Here is a 17,297-nt window from a genome sequence, read left to right on the forward strand (position 1 = left end):
TCTATTGTGATTTCAGGGGTCTAGGCCCTCGCTGGAGACGCCAAGGGGGCTTGGCAAACGAGTTCGTGTCCGGATCTTCGCTCAAGCGCCTCGGAAAACTCCCGTTCCGGGCAGCATGATCCTCAGCGATTTTCCTCTCAGCCTGCCCCCGAAGGGTAGCCCACAGAACTCAGCCCCACCCTCTGCTCCACCGGAGTCTTGGGCGCTCGCGCGCAAGGTCGCGAAGCAAGTCATTCGGCCCCTCGATCGCTTCATGCACATCGAGGCGGCGAGCGGCGTGGTGCTGTTGATTGCCGCCGCGGCGGCCCTGATTTGGGCCAACTCCCCTTGGGGCGCGACCTACGAGCACTTCTGGCACACCAAGGTGTCCTTGGGCGTCGGGTCGCTCCAGACGGCGCAGCCGTTGCACTTCTGGATCAACGACGGGCTGATGGTGATCTTCTTCTTCGTTGTTGGATTGGAAATCCGCCGGGAAATTCATCAGGGAGAGCTGAGTGAGATTCGCCGAGCCGCCCTGCCCGCCATCGCGGCGGTAGGTGGCATGATCATGCCGGCGATCATCTACGCGCTGGTCTCGCGCGGCTCCGCGGCGACCCACGGCTGGGCGGTGCCCATGGCGACTGACATCGCGTTCGCGGTCGGCGTATTGGCGCTGCTTGGCAAGCGAGTGCCAGCGGCGCTCAGGGTGTTGCTGCTCGCGCTGGCGATCATTGATGACATCGGGGCGATCGTCGTGATCGCGGTGTTCTACTCCTCCGACTTCTCGTTCCTCGGCCTGGGGATCGCGGGGGTCGGGATCCTGATGCTGCTCGGGATGCAGCGGTTCGGCGTACGTAGTGCGCTGGCCTACGTGGCGCCGGTGTTCGTGATGTGGATCGGCATGCTCAAGGCGGGCGTTCACCCGACCATCGCGGGTGTGCTTGCTGGCCTCCTGACTCCCGTGACCTCCTGGTACGGCGAGAAGGGCTTCATGCACGTGGCCAAGCGTACGGTGCGGAAGATCCGCGAGCACTCCAAGGCGGGCGACTCTCACGGCGAGCATGGGCTGATTCAGCCTCTGAGCGAGCTCGAGGCTGCGCGCCGAGAAGCGGTGAGCCCCGTGGTGCGCTTGGAGACCGCGCTCCACCCCTGGGTGGCTTTCGCAATCATGCCGCTCTTCGCCTTGGCGAACGCTGGGGTGGACCTGCGAGGCGTCGACACCGGTGCCGCTACGGCGGGTGTCATCAGCATGGGCGTCGTGGCCGGCCTGGTGATTGGCAAGCCGCTTGGCGTCGTGTTCGCGAGCTGGCTCTCGGTGAAGGTGGGGATCTGTTCGTTGCCGCGCGGAGTCGATTGGAAGGGCGTCACCGTCGTTGGATTGGTCGCAGGCATCGGCTTCACGATGGCGATCTTCGTCTCGCAGCTTGCGTTCGAGAACGCATCGAACCTCGGGGTGGCGAAGCTCTCGGTGCTCTGTGCCTCAGTCCTGGCGGCGCTCGCTACCTTGATTGGTTCGCGCTTCCTGCTGCCGAAGACTCAGGCTCCGGAGATCGCGGAACTCTCTGCGAGTGACTGCGAAGCTTCGACCGAGTTCTAAGTCACGCAGAGGATCACAAACCAAGAAAGGCTCCCGAACCGGGAGCCTTTCGGTCTTTTGTAGCGAACGAAGAGCTAACCCTCTTGGGTCAGGCGACGGATCTCTTCCTTGATCATCGTCTCGGCGAGTACGGGAACGACCTCCCACACCACCTGCTCCACCACTTCGCGGCTCAGAGCCAGCACCGCTTCGACCTGCGTCGGGTTGAGCCCCAGCCCCTGCAGCTTGCCCGCTAGTTCGCTGCCGTTGCCCGTGTGAGCAGCGACGGCCGGCGCGGGCGCGGCAACGGGAGCCGCGGCAACCGGAGCCGCGGCAACCGGAGGTGCCGTGACGGGAGGCGCAACAGGTGACGGCGCTGGCCGCTGCATAGGTGCAGAACTCTGAACCGGCGCAGGACGCGGAGTCACCGCGGGCGTGCCGGGGTAGGTCTGCGTCCGCTGCGGTTGCGCGGAAGCTGGCGCGGCACTTGGCGCTGGCGCCGAAGGACTCGGGGCCGGCGTGCCGTACGCTAGCGTCTGCGAGCGAGGCTTGGCTGCGACGACCGGCGCTGCAGCCGCTGGCGCTGCATGAGCCGCGGGTGCGGGGGCGGTGACAGCCGCCTGCACGCTCGGCTGAGCCGGAGCGGCGCGCAGCATGTTGCTCACCTTGTCCAGCATCTGCTGAGTGTCGAAAGGCTTGTCCATGTGCTCGTCAGCCCCGGCGGCACCGCCGCGCGACGAGTCATAGGGATGCTGCTTGCTGGAGAGAATCAGCACGCGAGTGCCCGGCGCTTCGCTCTTGATGCGCTGACACAGGTCGTAGCCGCTCTGGCCCCCCAGATCGTGATCTACCAGCACCACCGTGGGCTTCTCGGATCGCAGCTTCGCTAGAGCGTCATCTGCGTTATCCGCCAAGACGGTCTGGTAGTCCTCGCCAGCGAAGGTGATCTCGAGCACCTTGCGCATGGTCTTGCTGTCGTCGATGGCGAGCAGCGTGGTCACAGCACCTCCGAATGGGTTTCGGCCTCGCGATTCACCCCACGAATGCGGGCAAATGAACCTCGAGCCGGAGAGAGATGATCGTGGTGCGTAGGAAATGTGTCAAGGAAATCGCCTAGTTCCTCTGAGAGCTCGCGCCTTTGACCAGACCTGGTGAGGCGAATGTGAGATTCGCCGAACAAATCGGCGCAGCGTTTCCTCGCCTCACAGGCGCTCAAGGGCGCAAAAGCCGCTCGCCTGCGTCCTGTTGCTGTCTCTTGTTCGGGCCTGAGTTGGGGACCCTGCGGGGTACGATTCCCCGCTTGACCTGGCACCAAGGCTTCGGATCGGGAGTCTCACACCACTTTGATAAGTGGGGAGTGCCGGCGAGGCGAAGCCGTGATTCGCTGAACGAGTCGACGAGGCGTTTCCGCGTCTCGAAAGTAGCGCAAGGTTTTTTGCGGGGAACCGCGGAGACTGGACACTAGTCGACGATGAACCACTTCACGCCGGCTGCGACTTCCAGGTGGAAATGGTTGAAGTGGTGCTTGTCGAAGTGTGGCGACAGCATGACGTTGAAGAGTCGTCCTCCTGCGGCTTCGCAGTAGATCTCCCGCAGCTCTCGCGCCTTGGCGGAGTCTGGTTTCGGCGGCGTTGCGCCCTTCCCGCAGGCCTTGCCGCCAATCTTTCCACCAAAGTCATCCAGCACGGACAGCTCGTTTTCAGCCGAGCCTTTCTTTTTTTGCTTTTTGGATTTCCTCGGGGATTTTTTCTTGGGTGAGGAGCGCTTGGCCTGCTCCTTCGTCTCCCCGTCCTGCTTGGGGGCTTCCTCGGCAGGCTTGGGTCGCTTCTTGAACAGGCGAACGTCCGCCGCGAGGCCACCAGGATGGCGCTTTGCGATCTTGTCTTTGGGCCAGTCTTTGGCTGGTGGGCGCCAGAAGGAGAAGACGCGTACTTCCTCCACGTCGTGCTTCTCGAGGATGCGGCTGAAGTCATCGAGCGCCAGCAAGAGGCGGCAGTCCAGCACCTCGTAGGGGGTGGTGCGGCGCTGCTCAGCGCTGAAGTCGGTGCGCCAGGTTACGCCATGCAAGGGGCCTAGCAGGCGCACCGGGATGAGCACACCCGGTGCTTCCTTCTCGATGGAGAAGTTGATCTTGCGTTGTTCGAGCGCCTCGATGCAGCGTCGATGGTCCAGCGCGGCGTACTGCACTGCTTTTGCTTGGCTTGCGTCGGCGGGGAACTCCGCCTTGCTTTCCGCGTGGCTTCGCCCAGGCGCCAGCACCAGCAGCAACGCTGCCGTGAGCAGGGCAGCGTCCAACGTGCCGCGCGCACGGTGAGGTCGACGGATCGACTGACGGGGGCCTGATGCAGCTCCCGGGCTGACGGCGCAATGTGGCCTGACAGCGCAATGCGGGCTGACAGCGCAATGCGGCCTGACAGCTGCTTCAGGCTTCAAGTCGCGACGCCGCATGCGTGCAGATTGACCCGATTTCTCTCTCGGGCCAAACTCTAGAAAGTGAACAAGCGAGCCCGTTCGGTGCTTTACGCGGTTGTGAGCGAGTTCATCGCTACTGGTCAGCCTGTCAGTAGTCGTACGTTGTCACGCAAGTACGGCTTCGACTTCTCTGCCGCGACCATCCGCAACGTGATGGCGGATTTGGAAGACGGCGGCTACCTGGCGCAACCTCACACTAGCGCAGGGCGAATCCCTACGGAATCGGCGTTCAGGCTGTTCATTGATGCCTTGATGCGCGTGCGCCAGCTCACGCGCGAAGAGGCGGGGCGCATCCATGACCTATTCGGTGAACGCAAGGGGCCGGACTGGTTACGCGAGGCTGGGCGCGTGCTGAGCGATCTCGCGGGGACCGCCGCTGTGCTCGTTCGCTCCCGGGCTGAAACGCGCACGCTGCTCAAGATGCAGTTCATCCCAACGCGCCCGGGAGAGCTGCTCAGCGTGATCGTGTTCAGTGACGGGACGGTGGAGAATCGCTTCATCCAGCTCGAGGCGACGCTGGGTAACGACGAGCTATCTCGTCTCCACAACCTGCTCGACGATATCGTCTCTGGGCGGACGCTGAGCCAGCTGCGTGACGACCTGGCCCAGGAGGTGACCCAGGGCAGGGATGAGCTGCGCCAGCTACAAAGCCTGGGCGTGTCGTTGATCCGTGCGGCACTAGCCGGCGCGGACCGTCGCTTGGACATCGTGATCGAAGGTCGCAGCAAGCTTCTGGACCGCGCCGAAGGCGAGGACACCGGACGCCTCCGCGAGCTCCTTGCGGCGCTGGAATCCCGGGAGCACCTGATTGAGCTGCTCGACCGCATCATGCACAGCCAGCGAGTCCAAGTGTTCCTAGGCGAAGAAACGCGAGACACCGTGGGCTACCCTCTGAGCATCGTCGCGGCGCCCTGGGGCCCAGGTGACAACCCAGGTGGTGCCATCGGTGTGATCGGTCCGACGCGCATGGACTATCCGTTCGTGGTGCCGCTGGTCGGAGCCACCGCCGAGGCCATGAGTGACTCCTTGCTACGCAAGCGTGTCGCTGGCGCGGACGAGGCTCTGGGAGACGACCCGGACACAGCGTCGTCGGTGGGGAATAGCGCTCCGGACCACGACGCTGGCTGAGCACTTTCATGCCCGACGGCAGGCGAATCGGTTAGGCTCTGCTCTTCGCGGCTCCTGGATGAGCCACGGAGAGAGGGAGAATCATGGCCGCTCCGCCCCCGCTACCGACCAAGAACCAGCCCAACGTCATCGATCGGGCCATCGGCTTGGCTTGCGCCGGCAAGCTCGAAGAGGCTTTGCGCTGGGTCGTTGCGGAGCTGAACCGGGACGCGACTGGGGGTGTTGCAGCGCTGCTCACGAGCCGTTGGATGGCAGAGCTGGGGCGGGAGAACGCCGCGCGCACTGGTTTCGAGACTTGCGTGACGCGAGCCATTGCCGCGGGGCAACTACCGGTGGCTGTCGCCGCGTGTGCCGAGCTGCGGCGCTTCGGCGGAGACGCGACCGCTTGCTATCAGCAGATTGCCAAGGCCTACTCTGAAGGTTCTGCCTCTTTGGGAGAGCGTCCGATGGAGCCCCCAGCCCTGGGAGGTGCTCAAGAGGTCGAGCAGCCTCTCCCAGAATCTTTCCGTGGGGATGCGTTGTTGGATGAGGCGGGCGATGCGCTCGAGGCCGCAAAGCAAGCGCTGCCGAGCGAGGCGCCTCGGGATCTCCCGCAGCAGCCTTTGTTTTCCTCGCTCGGTGAGGGAGCCCTCGCAGCCTTCGTTGAGATTTTCGAGCTGCAATTGGTCGATGCAGAGGAGCGCGTCATCAATGAGGGCGAGCTCGGCACCTCCGCCTATGTCGTGGTAAGAGGCGAGCTTGAAGTCAGCAAGCACGGGGCTGACGCCGAGGTTCGCCTTGCGCGCCTAGGCGGCGGCGCTCTGGTCGGCGAGATGGCGCTGATCTCTCGCGCTCCCAGGGCTGCGAGTGTCGGCGCGCTACGCCCCAGCCTGCTCTTGAGCGCCACCAAAGAGAGCTTGGATGCGCTGGCAGAGCGGGAGCCCGCCATCGGTGACGAGTTCGCTTCGCGCTTTCGCCGACGCATGGTGGAGAACTTGGTGCGTACCAGCTCCATCCTGCGGGCGGTCCGCGCGAAGGAACGGCACACCCTGGTGGAGCGCTTCGTCACCCGTGCGTTCGAAGCCGGAGAGCGCATCATCGAGCAGGGCCAGTCGAGCGACGGCTTGCACTTGATTGCGTCGGGCTCGGTGCAGGTCAGCCATCGCGAGGAAGATGGGGAAGAGCTGCCTATCGCCGAGCTCGGGGTTGGCGAGGTAGTGGGAGAAGTGGCGCTCGTGCTGCGGCGGCCCTCCAACGCAGACGTCGTCGCGCGTATCCCGACGGTGACGCTGCATTTGCCTCACAGCGGCTTCCACTCGCTGATCAAGGAGCACCCGACGCTGCTAGCGGAGCTCTACGATTTGGCCGTCCAGCGCGACGAGCAGACCTCTTCGATCGTGGCTCAAGAGGCGACTGAGGTGGACGACTTCGTCCTCATCTGATGCGGGCGGGGCAGGCGCCGTTTCGGGGCGAGACACCCGACTTTGCCCCGCTGCCACGATCAGCCGCGCTGACCGACCGGCGCGCCTCTCCCCCCGAACCCGTGAATAATCTCGAAGTCGCCGCGGAAACCCTTAAAAAACCTGCGGAAAGTCTGAGGCACTGGGGAGCGCTCTCCGAACTTTTTTCGTTCGGAAGAGAAGCGTGACTGAGCGGCTGGCGGATGCTTGACCCCCCTCCGGCTGACCGCTAAGTCCCGCGCATGCTCGTTCAACGTCACGCCCGCCGCGGGCTGTTTTCTTTGTTGGTCGCTTTCGCGCTGGTCGCGTTCTCAGGTTCTGCTTTCGCGATGAAGATTGCCGTGGTCGACACACAGCGTGCGATCATGGAGACCGAAGACGGTCTGCGCGCTCAGGCGACGCTCAAGAAGCTGTTCGACAAGCGTCAGCAGGAGCTCGACAAGAAGCAGCGCGATCTGCAGGCCGAGAAGGAGCAGATCGAGAAGCAGCGTTCAGTGCTGAGCAAGGCCGCCTACCAGAAGCGCGCCGAGAAGTGGCAGAACGACATGATGAAGCTGCAGCAAGTCTTCGTTGAGTACAACAAGGAGCTGCAGAAGAAAGAGGGCCAGCTCATGCGCCCCATTTCCCGTAAGGCAATGTCGCTGATCAGGCGCTTGGCTGCCGCGAACGGCTTCGACATGGTGCTCGATAAGCAGGCCGTTCCCTACTTCCGTGCGGATTTGGATCTGACGGACAAGCTGATCCAGATGTACAACGAGGGTGGCGCCGTGGACGACGACGACGCGAAGCCCGCCGCCAAGAAGCCTGCTGCGCCTGCGCCCAAGGCGCCGGCCGCTGCGCCCAAGAAGTGAAAACGAGCGTGTGGGGGCTTTGCCAATGAGCTCCCATCACTCATTGGATGAGCAGCGCGCTGTTGATGCACCGCGCTGTGGGATCGAGCTGCCTCAGCCGGAGACGCTGGCGCAGCTCGTGCTCATTTTTGGGGGTGAGGTACGCGGTTTGGAGCCAGAGCACTCCATCCAGCGGCTGGTTTCGCCTCAGGACGCGACTCGCGTCGACGATCTGTCGTTCGTCACTCACCCTCGCTACCTCGAGCAGGCCATGGCGCAGGCAGGGATTGCCCTGACCCGGCCCAGTCTCGCATCGCGCCTGCCACGCGCGTGGGCTCATGAGAATCCGAGTTGGGTGTTGGCCCAGCTGCTCGAGCGGGTTGCAGGGTCGCTTCGGGCTGCAGGGTCGCTTCGGGCTGCAGGGTCGCTTCGGGCTGCAGGGTCGCTTCGCGACCGGGCTGCAGAGTCGCTTCGGGCTGTGGAGTCGCTTCGCGACCGCGAGGACTGGAGCGGGAGCGCCTGTCATGAGGCTCGCGTTGCGCCGTCCGCGGTGGTCCATTCGGGTGCCTCGCTGCATGCTAGTGTGGTGGTCGAGCCCGGCGCCGTGATTTTCCCTCGCGTCCGCATCGAAGCAGATGTGGTCGTGGGGGCTGGCAGCGTCGTTGGCCGAGCTGGATTTGGCTGGGCGCAAGGGCCATCCGGGGCCGTGCGAATTCCTCAGCTCGCCGGCGTGATCTTGGAACAAGGGGTGGAGCTCGGCGCGAACTGCACCATCGACTCGGGGTGTCTGCGACCCACACGCATTGGGCGCGATACGAAGCTCGACGCGCAGGTTCACGTCGGGCACAACGCGCAACTTGGGGAACGCTGCTTGATTGCAGCGCAGTGTGGATTTGCCGGCTCGTGCGAAGTCGGGAACGAAGTGCGTATGGGCGGACAATCCGGCGTCGCGGATCACGTCCGCGTCGGCGATCGGGCCCAGGTCGCCGCGAAGACCGGTGTGATCCGGGATGTACCGGCGGGTGAGGTCGTGGCAGGCTTCCCAGCGGTCTCCCGGAATCGCTGGCTGCGTGCCACCGCGAAACTGTTCTCGGGACGGTGAAGGATGAACGAGCGAGCTAGGCCGATCAAAGTCGACATCCAGAAGATCCTGGAGATCTTGCCGCATCGCTATCCATTCGTGCTGGTCGATCGCGTCACCGAGATCAAGGTCAACGAGAGCATTCGCGGCCACAAGATGGTCAGCCACAACGAACCGTGGGTGCAAGGCCACTTCCCTGGCCGCCCGATCATGCCCGGGGTGCTGATCATCGAAGCCCTAGCTCAGATCGGCGGCATCTTGGCCTACGCGTCGGACCCCTTCGATCCCACTGGGAGCCTGATGTACTTCCTCGGGATCGACAACGCGAAGTTTCGCCAGACCGTTACCCCGGGGGACCGCCTCGACCTGTACGTTGAAGTGAAGCACCACCGGTCCAATGTGTGGAAGCTGCGTGGTGAGGCGACGGTCGATGGAACGCTGTGTGCGCAGGGGGAACTCTTGGCGTCGATCATCGATCGCGACAAGTAGTATCCGTAGGGTAACAGACTCAACCTGGAGCAGCAGCGTGTCCCAGATTCACCAGACCGCCGTGGTCGATGGCGCCGCGAAGCTCGGCGACGGCGTGCGCATCGGTCCGTTTTGTGTCGTCGAGGGCGACGTGGAGCTTGGCGCGGGCACCGAGCTCGTGAGCCACGTGGTGATCCGGGCTGGCGCGCGCCTCGGAGCAAACAACCAGGTGCATCCGTTCTCGGTGATCGGCGGGCCTCCCCAGGACAAGTCGCACACCGGGCGTGAGAGCTGGGTCCAGATTGGCGACGACAACGTCTTTCGCGAATCGTGCACGGTGCACGGCGGCACCCACAAGGGAGATGGGACGACGCGAATCGGAAACTCTGGCCTCTTCATGGTGGGCGCGCATGTCGCCCACGACTGCGACGTCGGCGATCGCGTGATCCTGACAAACTACGTGTCGCTCGGAGGACATGTGGTGGTGGAGCACGCGGCGGTGCTGGGTGGACACGTCGCCGTGGCGCCCTTCTGCCGCATTGGTCGCATCGTGTTCGCCGCCGGTGGCGCGATGATCGAGCGCAGCGTGCCTCCGTTTTTGACGGTGGCGGGTGACCGCGCGCGAGTGCGCGGCGTGAACAGCGTCGGGCTGCGTCGCAACCAGGTGCCGGAAGACAGCATCCGCGCTCTGCGCTCCGCTCAGCGCACGCTCTACGCCGGTGGCGAGCCGCTGAGGGTGGCGGCCGAGCGCCTGCGAGCAGAGGCGAGCGACGACTTCGTGCGCCAGCTGCTCACCGCGATCCTCGCGGAGACCTAGGTGTTGCCGCGCGGTAGCGCGCTTCAGGTTTTCGCGCGGTGGAAGGGCCCGCTGACTTCGAAGGTGTATCCGTCGTCACTGTTCTTCGAAGGTCCCCGCTGGGAGCTGAAGTAAAGCCGGGTGCCGCTGGGATCGAAGGCGAGTCCGGTGATCTCCGACTCTAGGTGACCCTCTACCTGAAGCAATGCCTTAATGCTGCCGTCGGGGAGGATCGCGCAGACTTCCATGTCACCGCCGTCCTCCGCTACGAGCACGTCGCCTGACGCAGAGACGATCACGTTGTCGACCCCAGTCAGGATCGGGGTCTGGTGAGTCGCCGCGTCGTACAGCACCTTAATGCTCTCGCTCTTGACGTCATACGCCCAGATGCGGTTGTCGCCCTTGGTGGAAAAGTAGATCACGCCGTTGTGGTGATAGATCCCTTCGCCTCCCCTGAACGCAGTGCTGTCGGGGACCTGAGAGCGGGTAGGGGTTGCGCTGCTGAATTCAGGATCCGGTACGTCGAGCCACGTGACCTGGTTCTGTGCATCGACCTTTGCGACCTGGAGCTTGCCAGCACTCAGGTCTGCGCGTCCGCTCTCGGTGAGGCTGTTCGGAACGTAGCGATACAGCCGTCCGTCGGATTCATCTTCCGTGAGGTAGAGGTGCTGATTGACGGGCTCCACCGCCACGGCTTCATGCTTGAACACGCCAAGGGCCGGTCGCTTCTCGGCTGGTTTGTCTCCGCGCGGATAGCACTCCCAGACCGCGCCCTTGGCGATCTCCTCACAGGACAACCACGTCCCCCACGGTGTCGGGCCACCAGCGCAGTTCACCGACGACTGCTCGAGGATGCGATACGCGTCGACCACGTTGCCCTGAATGTCGAAGCGCAGCGCGCTCACACCGCCGTTGAACGGGATCTCCGAGTTAGACACGTAGATCCAGCCGCCGTCCTCCAGGAGATACGTTGCGCCACCGTCGGGAGCGGGGTGCCAGACATAGTCTGACGAGGCAACGGGTGGTTTGAGACTCCTCGCGACGATCCGCGAGGTAAAGCCCGCGGGTAACCGCACGCCGTTTGCGTCTGCGTCGCCCAAGGGACCGATGTCGCCTATGAGCGACTCGAGTTCAGGTCCTTGGGCGAACCCGCCAGTCCCCCCGGTTCCACTGCCAGCCGCTCCACCGCTCCCGCCAGCGCTACCACTACCGGCGTGCCCACCGGCGCCACCGCTGCCGGACTGCCCGCCGCCACTCCCCTTAGAGCTATCCGCCTCGCTGCACGCCACGAGGCCGGCGAAGCCGGCGAGTCCCTGAGCCACGAAGTAGCGACGGGAGAGCTTTTTCATCAGATGTCGCAGACCCCGATCTGTGCGCCCGCCACGTTGATCGCGGTTTGGCTACCGTCGACCAATCCGTAGCAAGTCTCGCCGCCGGAGCAGGAGCCGCCGACGTTGTTACAGCCCTTGAGGCACTCTGTACCGATGCAGATGGTGCCAGCGGCGCACTCAACGCCCGTTGGACAGCTGCCGTGATGCCCTGCGGAACCCGCCTCGGTACATACGCTCGAGTTGTCCTGAGTGGGGACGCACGCAAGACCTGCCCCGCAAGCTTGGTAAGGGGCGCTCGAGGACTGCGGGAGCGCGGGGTTACAGGTGCGCGAGCAGGTCTTGAAGCCTGGAATGATGGTGAACGTGCCCGCGTTGTCGTAGCCGACCTCTCCGCAGACATCGAAGGTGCCGCTGCAGTCAGCGCTGGTGTCACAGTACTGCTGGCAGGAACCGCCGACGCAGTCATACCCAGCCTGGCAATCCGCGGGTGCCGAACACGCGTTGTACGGCAGCGCGGTTCCCTGTGAGAAACACGCGCTCGTCCCGTCCGCTTGCCGGATCTGGCACATCTGACCAGCCGCACAGCCACACTGAGAGCCGCTTGAAGTCCAGGTGTCGCAAATGCCTAGGCCGGAAGGCGAGGTGCATGTTCCGCCGGAGCCCGAGCTGCCTGCCGATCCCGAGCTACCACCTGTGCCGGAACTCCCTGCGGAACCCGAGCTGCCTGCTGAGCCGGAGCTGCCGCCCGCGCCGCCTGCCGCCGTGCCGCCGTTCCCCGCGGAACCAGAGCTGCCACCGCTCGCGGTGTTGCCGGTTCCACCCTGGTCGGTTCCACCTTGGTTTGCGCCGCCTTGGTCAGTCCCACCCTGATCGGTCCCGCCTTGGGCGGAGCCTGCGACCGCACCGCTTCCGCCTTGTCCTGCGTTGCTGGTTCCGCCGACCCCAACCGAAGGATCATCTGCAGTTGCACAGGCGTTGAGGATCAGAGCGGAGGGAATAAGCAGAAGGGTCCAAGCACGCATCGGTCACTTACTTTCAAAGAGGTCGTCAAACACGCGATCGAACTCCTCATCGTCGTTCACCGCACGAGCAGCCGTAGCACGGGTGGGCTGCTGAGGCCTTAGGGCTTCGATGCGCTCCTTCACATCGCGGTACCCAGGATCACGTCGCGCAATCTTCTCGAAGTAGTAGACGGCCTCGGCCGCGCTCCCCTTCATTTCGTAGACGTTTCCCAGGTCGTAATACAGGCTCATCTCCTGTTCGACGGTCTTGTTCTGGGCAGCAAGTCCACGCACATAAGCTTCGGCCGCGCGGTCGAGATCCCCCTGCTCCAGGTGGATCATTCCGATCATCGCGTAACACATGCATTCCCTTATGGAATCTCGCGAGGCTAACTCGAATTCACCAATCGCGTCGGCGAGGAGACCCATTTCCTTGTAGGCGACACCAAGATCGTAGTGCGTGGCGCTGTCTTGGTCGCTCACCTGAGCGCGAACACCCTCTTTGAACTTGGCGAACACCTGATCGACGTCGACGTCGTCGTGGTGGGAGAACGCTCGGCTCTCTGGCGGAGCCGCCTCCTCGAGCTCGTCTAGTGCGCCAAGGCTGGCCGCGATGTCGAAGGCGTTGTCTTCGGGTGACTCAGAGAGCGGTGCGCGCTCTCGGGCTCCGCTTTCGGTGTCCGTCTGCGCTTCGATGGCGAGTTCGATCTCCCGCAGCCGCTCGAGCAACAGCGGGTGGCCCGGGACTCGGCGAAGTTGGTCTTCGACGATCGCCTTCGCGTCCTCCCACAGCCCACGCGCTGCGAAGAACTCCGCCTCGTCGAGCACCTCTTCGATGAGCTCGCTCTGACCTGAGTCGGCCGCAGCGCTCATCGGCTCCACGTCAGGCGGGGACGCGGTTTCGAGGTCGTCGTCGTCGAGCTCTTCGATGTCGTCGAAATCGACGCTGCTCGCCGCGCCTTGATCGACCTGAGCCAAGAACTGCGCATCCAAGTCGACGACGGTTGCGCCCGCGTCGAACTGAGGTTGAGCGTCACGGTTCGTGTAGTCCACCGGCGCGAAGTCGCCGCCCGACGCGTAGTCGGAACTTGCGGGGCCGAGGCCCGCCATCAAGTCGTCGTCCTCTTCCTCTGCGGTGAGCGGGAAGCTCGGCAGCGGTGCGTCGTCGAAGGGATCGTCGACCGCCTCGAAGCCTACTGGAGGCTGGAGCGGCCGGTCGTTGGCCAACGCCTCAGAGGCGCCGATCTCTTCCAGGTCGTAGGACGGCAGCGGTTCGTTCGGGTCGTACGCTTGTTGCCCTTCGTATCCCTGCGGAGCTTGATAGGCTTGCTGTGGCTGCTCGTACTGGTACTCGGTCTGTTCGTAGTACTCGGCCTGTTCGTAGTACTCCTGGTTGCCTGCTTCTGCCGAATACTGTTGCTGCTCGTAGCCTTGCTCAGCGTACTGCTGCTCGGCGTACTGCTGCTCGGCGTACTGCTGCTCGTAGCCTTGCTCTGCGTAGTGCCCGGTGGGTTGCTCATGCTCGGAGTAGCCGGCGTATTCCTGTGCGTAGCCGCCGTATGCTCCCAGATCGGCCAGCATCTGGTTGGCGACGACGTGCTCCGGCTCGGCCTCCAGCACTGCGTATAGCTGCGCTTCGGCGAGCTCCGGTCGACCCTCGTCCTGGTGGATCGCTGCGATCGTGATCATCTCCCCGATGCTCGAGTCCCGATCACCGGACTCCCAGAGGATGTCGCGCAGCTTCTCGCGGATCGAGATTCCGCGCGGATCAATCTCGAGGGCGATGCGCAAGGTCTCGAGCGCCTTCGAGTAGAGACGCAGCTTGCGGAAGCTCTCAGCGTCGACGAGCGCCTTGCGCACGTGACCGCGCGCGTCCACCGAGTCCGGATCGATGAGCTCTTCGGCCGCCTCCAGTGCCTCGTCCACGACCACCACGTCAGGCGCGCTGTACTGCGGCTGACGATGGTCCTGGTATTGCTGTTGCGGGGGAGCGCTGTATTCAGGGACCGACTCAACCTCAGCGTCAGACACGCTCTCCACCGAGACGGGGCCCGGTTGCGTCTCAGCGGCGGGCTGACCGAGGCGCTGCAGAGCTGCCACGCCTTCGTCGTTGGGCGCGACGCTCAACAGGTGATCCAGGAGCTCGCGGAATAGCTGGGCGTTGTTCTGGTCGCGCGCGATGCGCGCCATCTCCTTGTACACCTCGATTGCCTTGGGACCCTGCCCAATCAGCGTGAACGCCCGGGCCAGCAGCGAGAGGATGTCGAGGTTTCGCGGCTCCTTTTGGAAAGCCGCTTGGAGCTTGGCGAGCGCCTGCAGCCCGTCTTGCTGGCCACCGCGCTCGATGTACAGCTCGGCCGCGACCAAAGCGTACTTTGTTTCCGGGCGGAAGTGGAGGATGCGCTCCACGACCTTGAGCGCGTCATCTCGCCGCCGGAGCTCGAGCAGCAGCTGGGAAGCAGTCCAAAACGACTCGATGGCTTCGTCCAGAGACTGCACGCGGCAGCACGCTTCAGCGAGCCGCAAGTGGGGCAGTGGATTGGTTTGATCCAAGCTGACCATCTTGCGGAAGACTTCGATCGCGTCGCGGTCGCGGCCTCCTCGCTGGAGGCGCGTGGCTACTTCGTCGTAGGCCGCGAGAGCGTCGCTGGTCAGGCCGAGCTGCGTGTAGATCTCCGCGAGCTTGGGGACGATGTGCCCGTAGCGATCAGCTAGCTGCGGTACGTGCTTTTGCACCAGCTCGCGGATCTGCTTGTAGACAGCGATCGCCTTCAGCGCGAAGCCCTGTTGGGAGTAGTACTGCCCAACTCGATCGTAGGTCGCGATCGCTTCTGCATAGGCCTGCATGCGGGCCTGCAAGTCGCCGATCTTGAGCAACGTGCGCGCGTCGTTCGGATCGGCTTGAACGATCTTCTGATACTCCTCGATTGCCCGGTCGTACTTCTTCTTGTCGACGTACTTCTGGGCAGTCTGGAGAGTCTTCTCGCGGTCGAGGGCCACGGCCTCTAGGTTGCTCCTCGTCGCGCTCCGGGGTGGTGCGCGCGATCGTGTGTGCAGGTCTCGCGCCGAGCTGGTGCGAGTGGGGTGATTCCCGCGCTCCTGCAGGGGAATCTGGGAACGCTCGAAATGCTACGACCCCACGCCCGGCAGGGTCAAGCGAGCCTCTTGGTTTAGCACACTCGCCCGACCAGCCCTCGTTTCCAGTCATCGCACACGTGCGTTGTTGAGTCGGGGGCGTCGGTGCGAGTCAGAAGGGTTTCAACACCGCAAAGACCGCGGTCAGCGCAGCCAGCACCAACACGCCCCAGCCCATCATCGGAGCGGGGCCCGGATCGCTCAGCTTGCCTTGAGCCATCTTCTTCGCGCGGGCCCCAATCACGTGATGCAGGCCAATCACGATGAACGCGAAGAGCAGCTTCCCGTGCATGAACTTGGTGGCCACGAAGTAGTGTTGGGTGTTCATGACTAGCTGCGTCAGACCAGCGACGAAGGCCAGAATGAAGCCGGGATTCGCGAGACGTTGGTAGACCAGGTAGGCGACCCTCCCGCGTTCTTTCGGATCTGCCGAGGAGTCCCCGAGGATCAACGCAGTGGCGCAAATCGAGCCGATCCACAGCAGGTCGCCGATCACGTGGGCGCTAATCAGAATCGAGGGGAGTCCAGTCATGGGGCGGACTATTCAACATCAAAGGCGGCGACGGCAAGGCGGCGACGGCAACGTTGCATGCTGTGTCCCGCGCCCAGTCTTTTTCCGGCGAACGTGGGGAGTCACCCAATTCGCGCCCGGGAGGCGCGAACGAGTGACAATTCGGCTGCGCTCCTTGCACTGCTTGAGTGTGCAGTGGTTCGACCCGCTTTGCTCCGTGGGTGCGCGCCCCTTGCGGCTCATCGCAAGCGGCAGCATGGTCTCGTAGTTGTGCCTCACGCGCCGCAGCATGACTGCGGACAGTACCCAACCGAGCAACCCGCTCGAGAGGACCGAGACTCAGAATGACCGAGAGCCAAACCTACCGCGCCCCTTTTGCACCGGGCGGCACCGCAGGTATCGACCCCGAGATTTGTCAGCGACTCCTGGCCGTCGCCTTGCAGCACGGCGGTGACTACGCGGACCTCTTCTTCGAGTATCGCGCGGGCGGCGCGATCTCCTTCGAGGAAGGGATCACCCGGAGCGCGTCGCGATCGGTAAGCCTCGGTATGGGAGTGCGGGTGCAGCGGGGCGACGCAACCGGTTATGCCCACGTCGAGGACCTGACTTGGGAGGCGATGAAGCGCGCGGCGGAGACAGCGGCCCGCATCGCGACGGGTGGCAGCGGTTCACACACGGTCGCGTTGGCTCGCCTCGACCTTCCGCATCGCTACGAGCTCTCCTCTCCCCCGATCGATCAACCCGGAACCGAGAAGCGTGCACTACTGGAGCGCGCAAGCGCCGCCGCGCTCGGCTTCGACTCACGCATCATCAAGGCTGAGGCCTCGTATGTGGAGGAGATCCGCGCCGTGCTGATCGCCAGCAGCGATGGTCGCATGGCGTATGACGTTCAGCCGCTGATGCGCTTCGGGGTGCGCGCCATTGCCGAGTCCGAGGGCAAGCGCGAAGCGGGTCGTAGTGGTGGCGGTGGCCGCATGAGCCTTGCCTACTTCGATGCCCAGAGCCCCGAGAAACATGCGGAAATTGCGGCGAAGCAGGCGCTGACCATGCTCGACGCGCGCGCGGCACCTGCAGGTCAGATGGAAGTCGTGTTGGCCCCGGGAGATAGCGGCATCTTGCTCCACGAAGCGGTCGGGCACGGGCTCGAAGCCGACTTCAACCGCAAGGGCACGAGCAACTACAGTGGTCGTGTGGGTGAGGTGGTGGCTAGCGAGCTTTGCACCGTCGTCGACGATCCCACGTTCCTCGAAAGCCGAGGCTCCATCAATATCGACGATGAGGGCAACGCACCGAGGAAGAACGTCTTGATCGAGAACGGCATCCTCAAGGGCTACATGCACGACCGCCTGAGCGCGCGACATTTCAAGCTGGACCCCAGCGGAAATGGCCGACGTGAGAGCTTCGCCTGCGCCCCGATGCCTCGCATGACCAACACGGTCCTGACCGCGGGACCGCATGATCCCGAAGAGATTGTGAAAAGCGTGAAACGTGGCGTCTTCGCCAAGACCTTCGGCGGCGGCCAGGTGGATATTTCGAACGGTGACTTCGTC

13 protein-coding genes and 1 pseudogene are annotated in these 17,297 nt (G+C 64.0%); 8 read left to right on the top strand and 6 right to left on the bottom strand.

The genetic code is table 11. The features are described 5' to 3' along the window. Positions 1-115 precede the first annotated feature (115 nt). Positions 116-1,576, top strand: a complete 1,461-nt coding sequence (gene nhaA / locus H6718_34810) for a Na+/H+ antiporter NhaA (protein MCB9590631.1) — start codon at positions 116-118, stop codon at positions 1,574-1,576. Positions 1,577-1,650: 74 nt separating this feature from the next. On the opposite strand, the gene H6718_34815 is transcribed toward nhaA, so the two are convergent. Continuing rightward, a complete protein-coding gene (locus H6718_34815) occupies positions 1,651-2,520 on the bottom strand; it encodes a response regulator (GenBank protein ID MCB9590632.1) in 870 nt (289 codons plus the stop codon). 496 nt (positions 2,521-3,016) lie between these two features. Beyond that, on the bottom strand, positions 3,017-3,850 hold the full coding sequence (locus H6718_34820) for a hypothetical protein (protein MCB9590633.1): 834 nt from the start codon (positions 3,848-3,850) through the stop codon (positions 3,017-3,019). A 108-nt stretch (positions 3,851-3,958) separates the two neighbouring features. Here H6718_34820 and hrcA point away from each other — a divergent pair. The 6 genes and pseudogenes from hrcA to lpxA all read left to right on the top strand — a co-directional run bounded on the left by hrcA (position 3,959) and on the right by lpxA (position 9,790). After that, positions 3,959-5,155 (top strand): annotated as a pseudogene (hrcA, locus tag H6718_34825) (heat-inducible transcription repressor HrcA). An 83-nt stretch (positions 5,156-5,238) separates the two neighbouring features. Then, complete coding sequence (locus H6718_34830; protein MCB9590634.1) at positions 5,239-6,576, top strand: cyclic nucleotide-binding domain-containing protein; 1,338 nt, start codon at positions 5,239-5,241, stop codon at positions 6,574-6,576. Positions 6,577-6,836: 260 nt separating this feature from the next. Further along, positions 6,837-7,445: an OmpH family outer membrane protein gene (locus H6718_34835; GenBank protein ID MCB9590635.1), complete on the top strand. Its 609-nt coding sequence runs from the start codon at positions 6,837-6,839 to the stop codon at positions 7,443-7,445. A 25-nt stretch (positions 7,446-7,470) separates the two neighbouring features. Continuing rightward, a complete protein-coding gene (locus tag H6718_34840) occupies positions 7,471-8,526 on the top strand; it encodes a UDP-3-O-(3-hydroxymyristoyl)glucosamine N-acyltransferase (GenBank protein ID MCB9590636.1) in 1,056 nt (351 codons plus the stop codon). A gap of 3 nt (positions 8,527-8,529) precedes the next feature. Continuing rightward, positions 8,530-8,994: a 3-hydroxyacyl-ACP dehydratase FabZ gene (fabZ, locus tag H6718_34845; protein ID MCB9590637.1), complete on the top strand. Its 465-nt coding sequence runs from the start codon at positions 8,530-8,532 to the stop codon at positions 8,992-8,994. A gap of 37 nt (positions 8,995-9,031) precedes the next feature. Then, positions 9,032-9,790, top strand: a complete 759-nt coding sequence (lpxA, locus tag H6718_34850) for an acyl-ACP--UDP-N-acetylglucosamine O-acyltransferase (protein MCB9590638.1) — start codon at positions 9,032-9,034, stop codon at positions 9,788-9,790. A 23-nt stretch (positions 9,791-9,813) separates the two neighbouring features. Here the strand turns inward: lpxA and H6718_34855 are convergent, their stop codons facing one another. From H6718_34855 to H6718_34870, 4 genes are all read right to left on the bottom strand, one after another. Then, entirely contained in the window at positions 9,814-11,118 is a 1,305-nt protein-coding gene (locus H6718_34855; protein MCB9590639.1) for a DUF839 domain-containing protein, read from the bottom strand. Further along, positions 11,118-12,122: a hypothetical protein gene (locus H6718_34860; protein ID MCB9590640.1), complete on the bottom strand. Its 1,005-nt coding sequence runs from the start codon at positions 12,120-12,122 to the stop codon at positions 11,118-11,120. Before H6718_34860 ends, H6718_34855 begins: the two co-directional genes overlap by 1 nt. A 3-nt stretch (positions 12,123-12,125) precedes the next feature. Next, on the bottom strand, positions 12,126-15,101 hold the full coding sequence (locus tag H6718_34865; protein ID MCB9590641.1) for a tetratricopeptide repeat protein: 2,976 nt from the start codon (positions 15,099-15,101) through the stop codon (positions 12,126-12,128). A 247-nt stretch (positions 15,102-15,348) separates the two neighbouring features. After that, a complete protein-coding gene (locus H6718_34870) occupies positions 15,349-15,768 on the bottom strand; it encodes a CopD family protein (GenBank protein ID MCB9590642.1) in 420 nt (139 codons plus the stop codon). Between the two features lie 323 nt (positions 15,769-16,091). Between H6718_34870 and tldD the strand changes: the two genes are divergently transcribed. Beyond that, the coding region (tldD, locus tag H6718_34875) for a metalloprotease TldD (protein ID MCB9590643.1) at positions 16,092-17,297 on the top strand (1,206 nt) is incomplete at its 3' end.

Source organism: Polyangiaceae bacterium (genome assembly GCA_020633205.1).
Classification (GTDB): domain Bacteria; phylum Myxococcota_A; class Polyangia; order Polyangiales; family Polyangiaceae; genus JAHBVY01.

Coding starts and splice junctions, on each gene's coding strand:
- nhaA (MCB9590631.1), top strand. CDS start 116: ATGATCCTCAGCGATTTTCCTCTCAGCCTGCCCCCGAAGGGTAGCCCA.
- H6718_34815 (MCB9590632.1), bottom strand. CDS start 2,520: ATGCGCAAGGTGCTCGAGATCACCTTCGCTGGCGAGGACTACCAGACC.
- H6718_34830 (MCB9590634.1), top strand. CDS start 5,239: ATGGCCGCTCCGCCCCCGCTACCGACCAAGAACCAGCCCAACGTCATC.
- H6718_34835 (MCB9590635.1), top strand. CDS start 6,837: ATGCTCGTTCAACGTCACGCCCGCCGCGGGCTGTTTTCTTTGTTGGTC.
- H6718_34840 (MCB9590636.1), top strand. CDS start 7,471: ATGAGCTCCCATCACTCATTGGATGAGCAGCGCGCTGTTGATGCACCG.
- fabZ (MCB9590637.1), top strand. CDS start 8,530: ATGAACGAGCGAGCTAGGCCGATCAAAGTCGACATCCAGAAGATCCTG.
- H6718_34855 (MCB9590639.1), bottom strand. CDS start 11,118: ATGAAAAAGCTCTCCCGTCGCTACTTCGTGGCTCAGGGACTCGCCGGC.
- H6718_34860 (MCB9590640.1), bottom strand. CDS start 12,122: ATGCGTGCTTGGACCCTTCTGCTTATTCCCTCCGCTCTGATCCTCAAC.
- H6718_34870 (MCB9590642.1), bottom strand. CDS start 15,768: ATGACTGGACTCCCCTCGATTCTGATTAGCGCCCACGTGATCGGCGAC.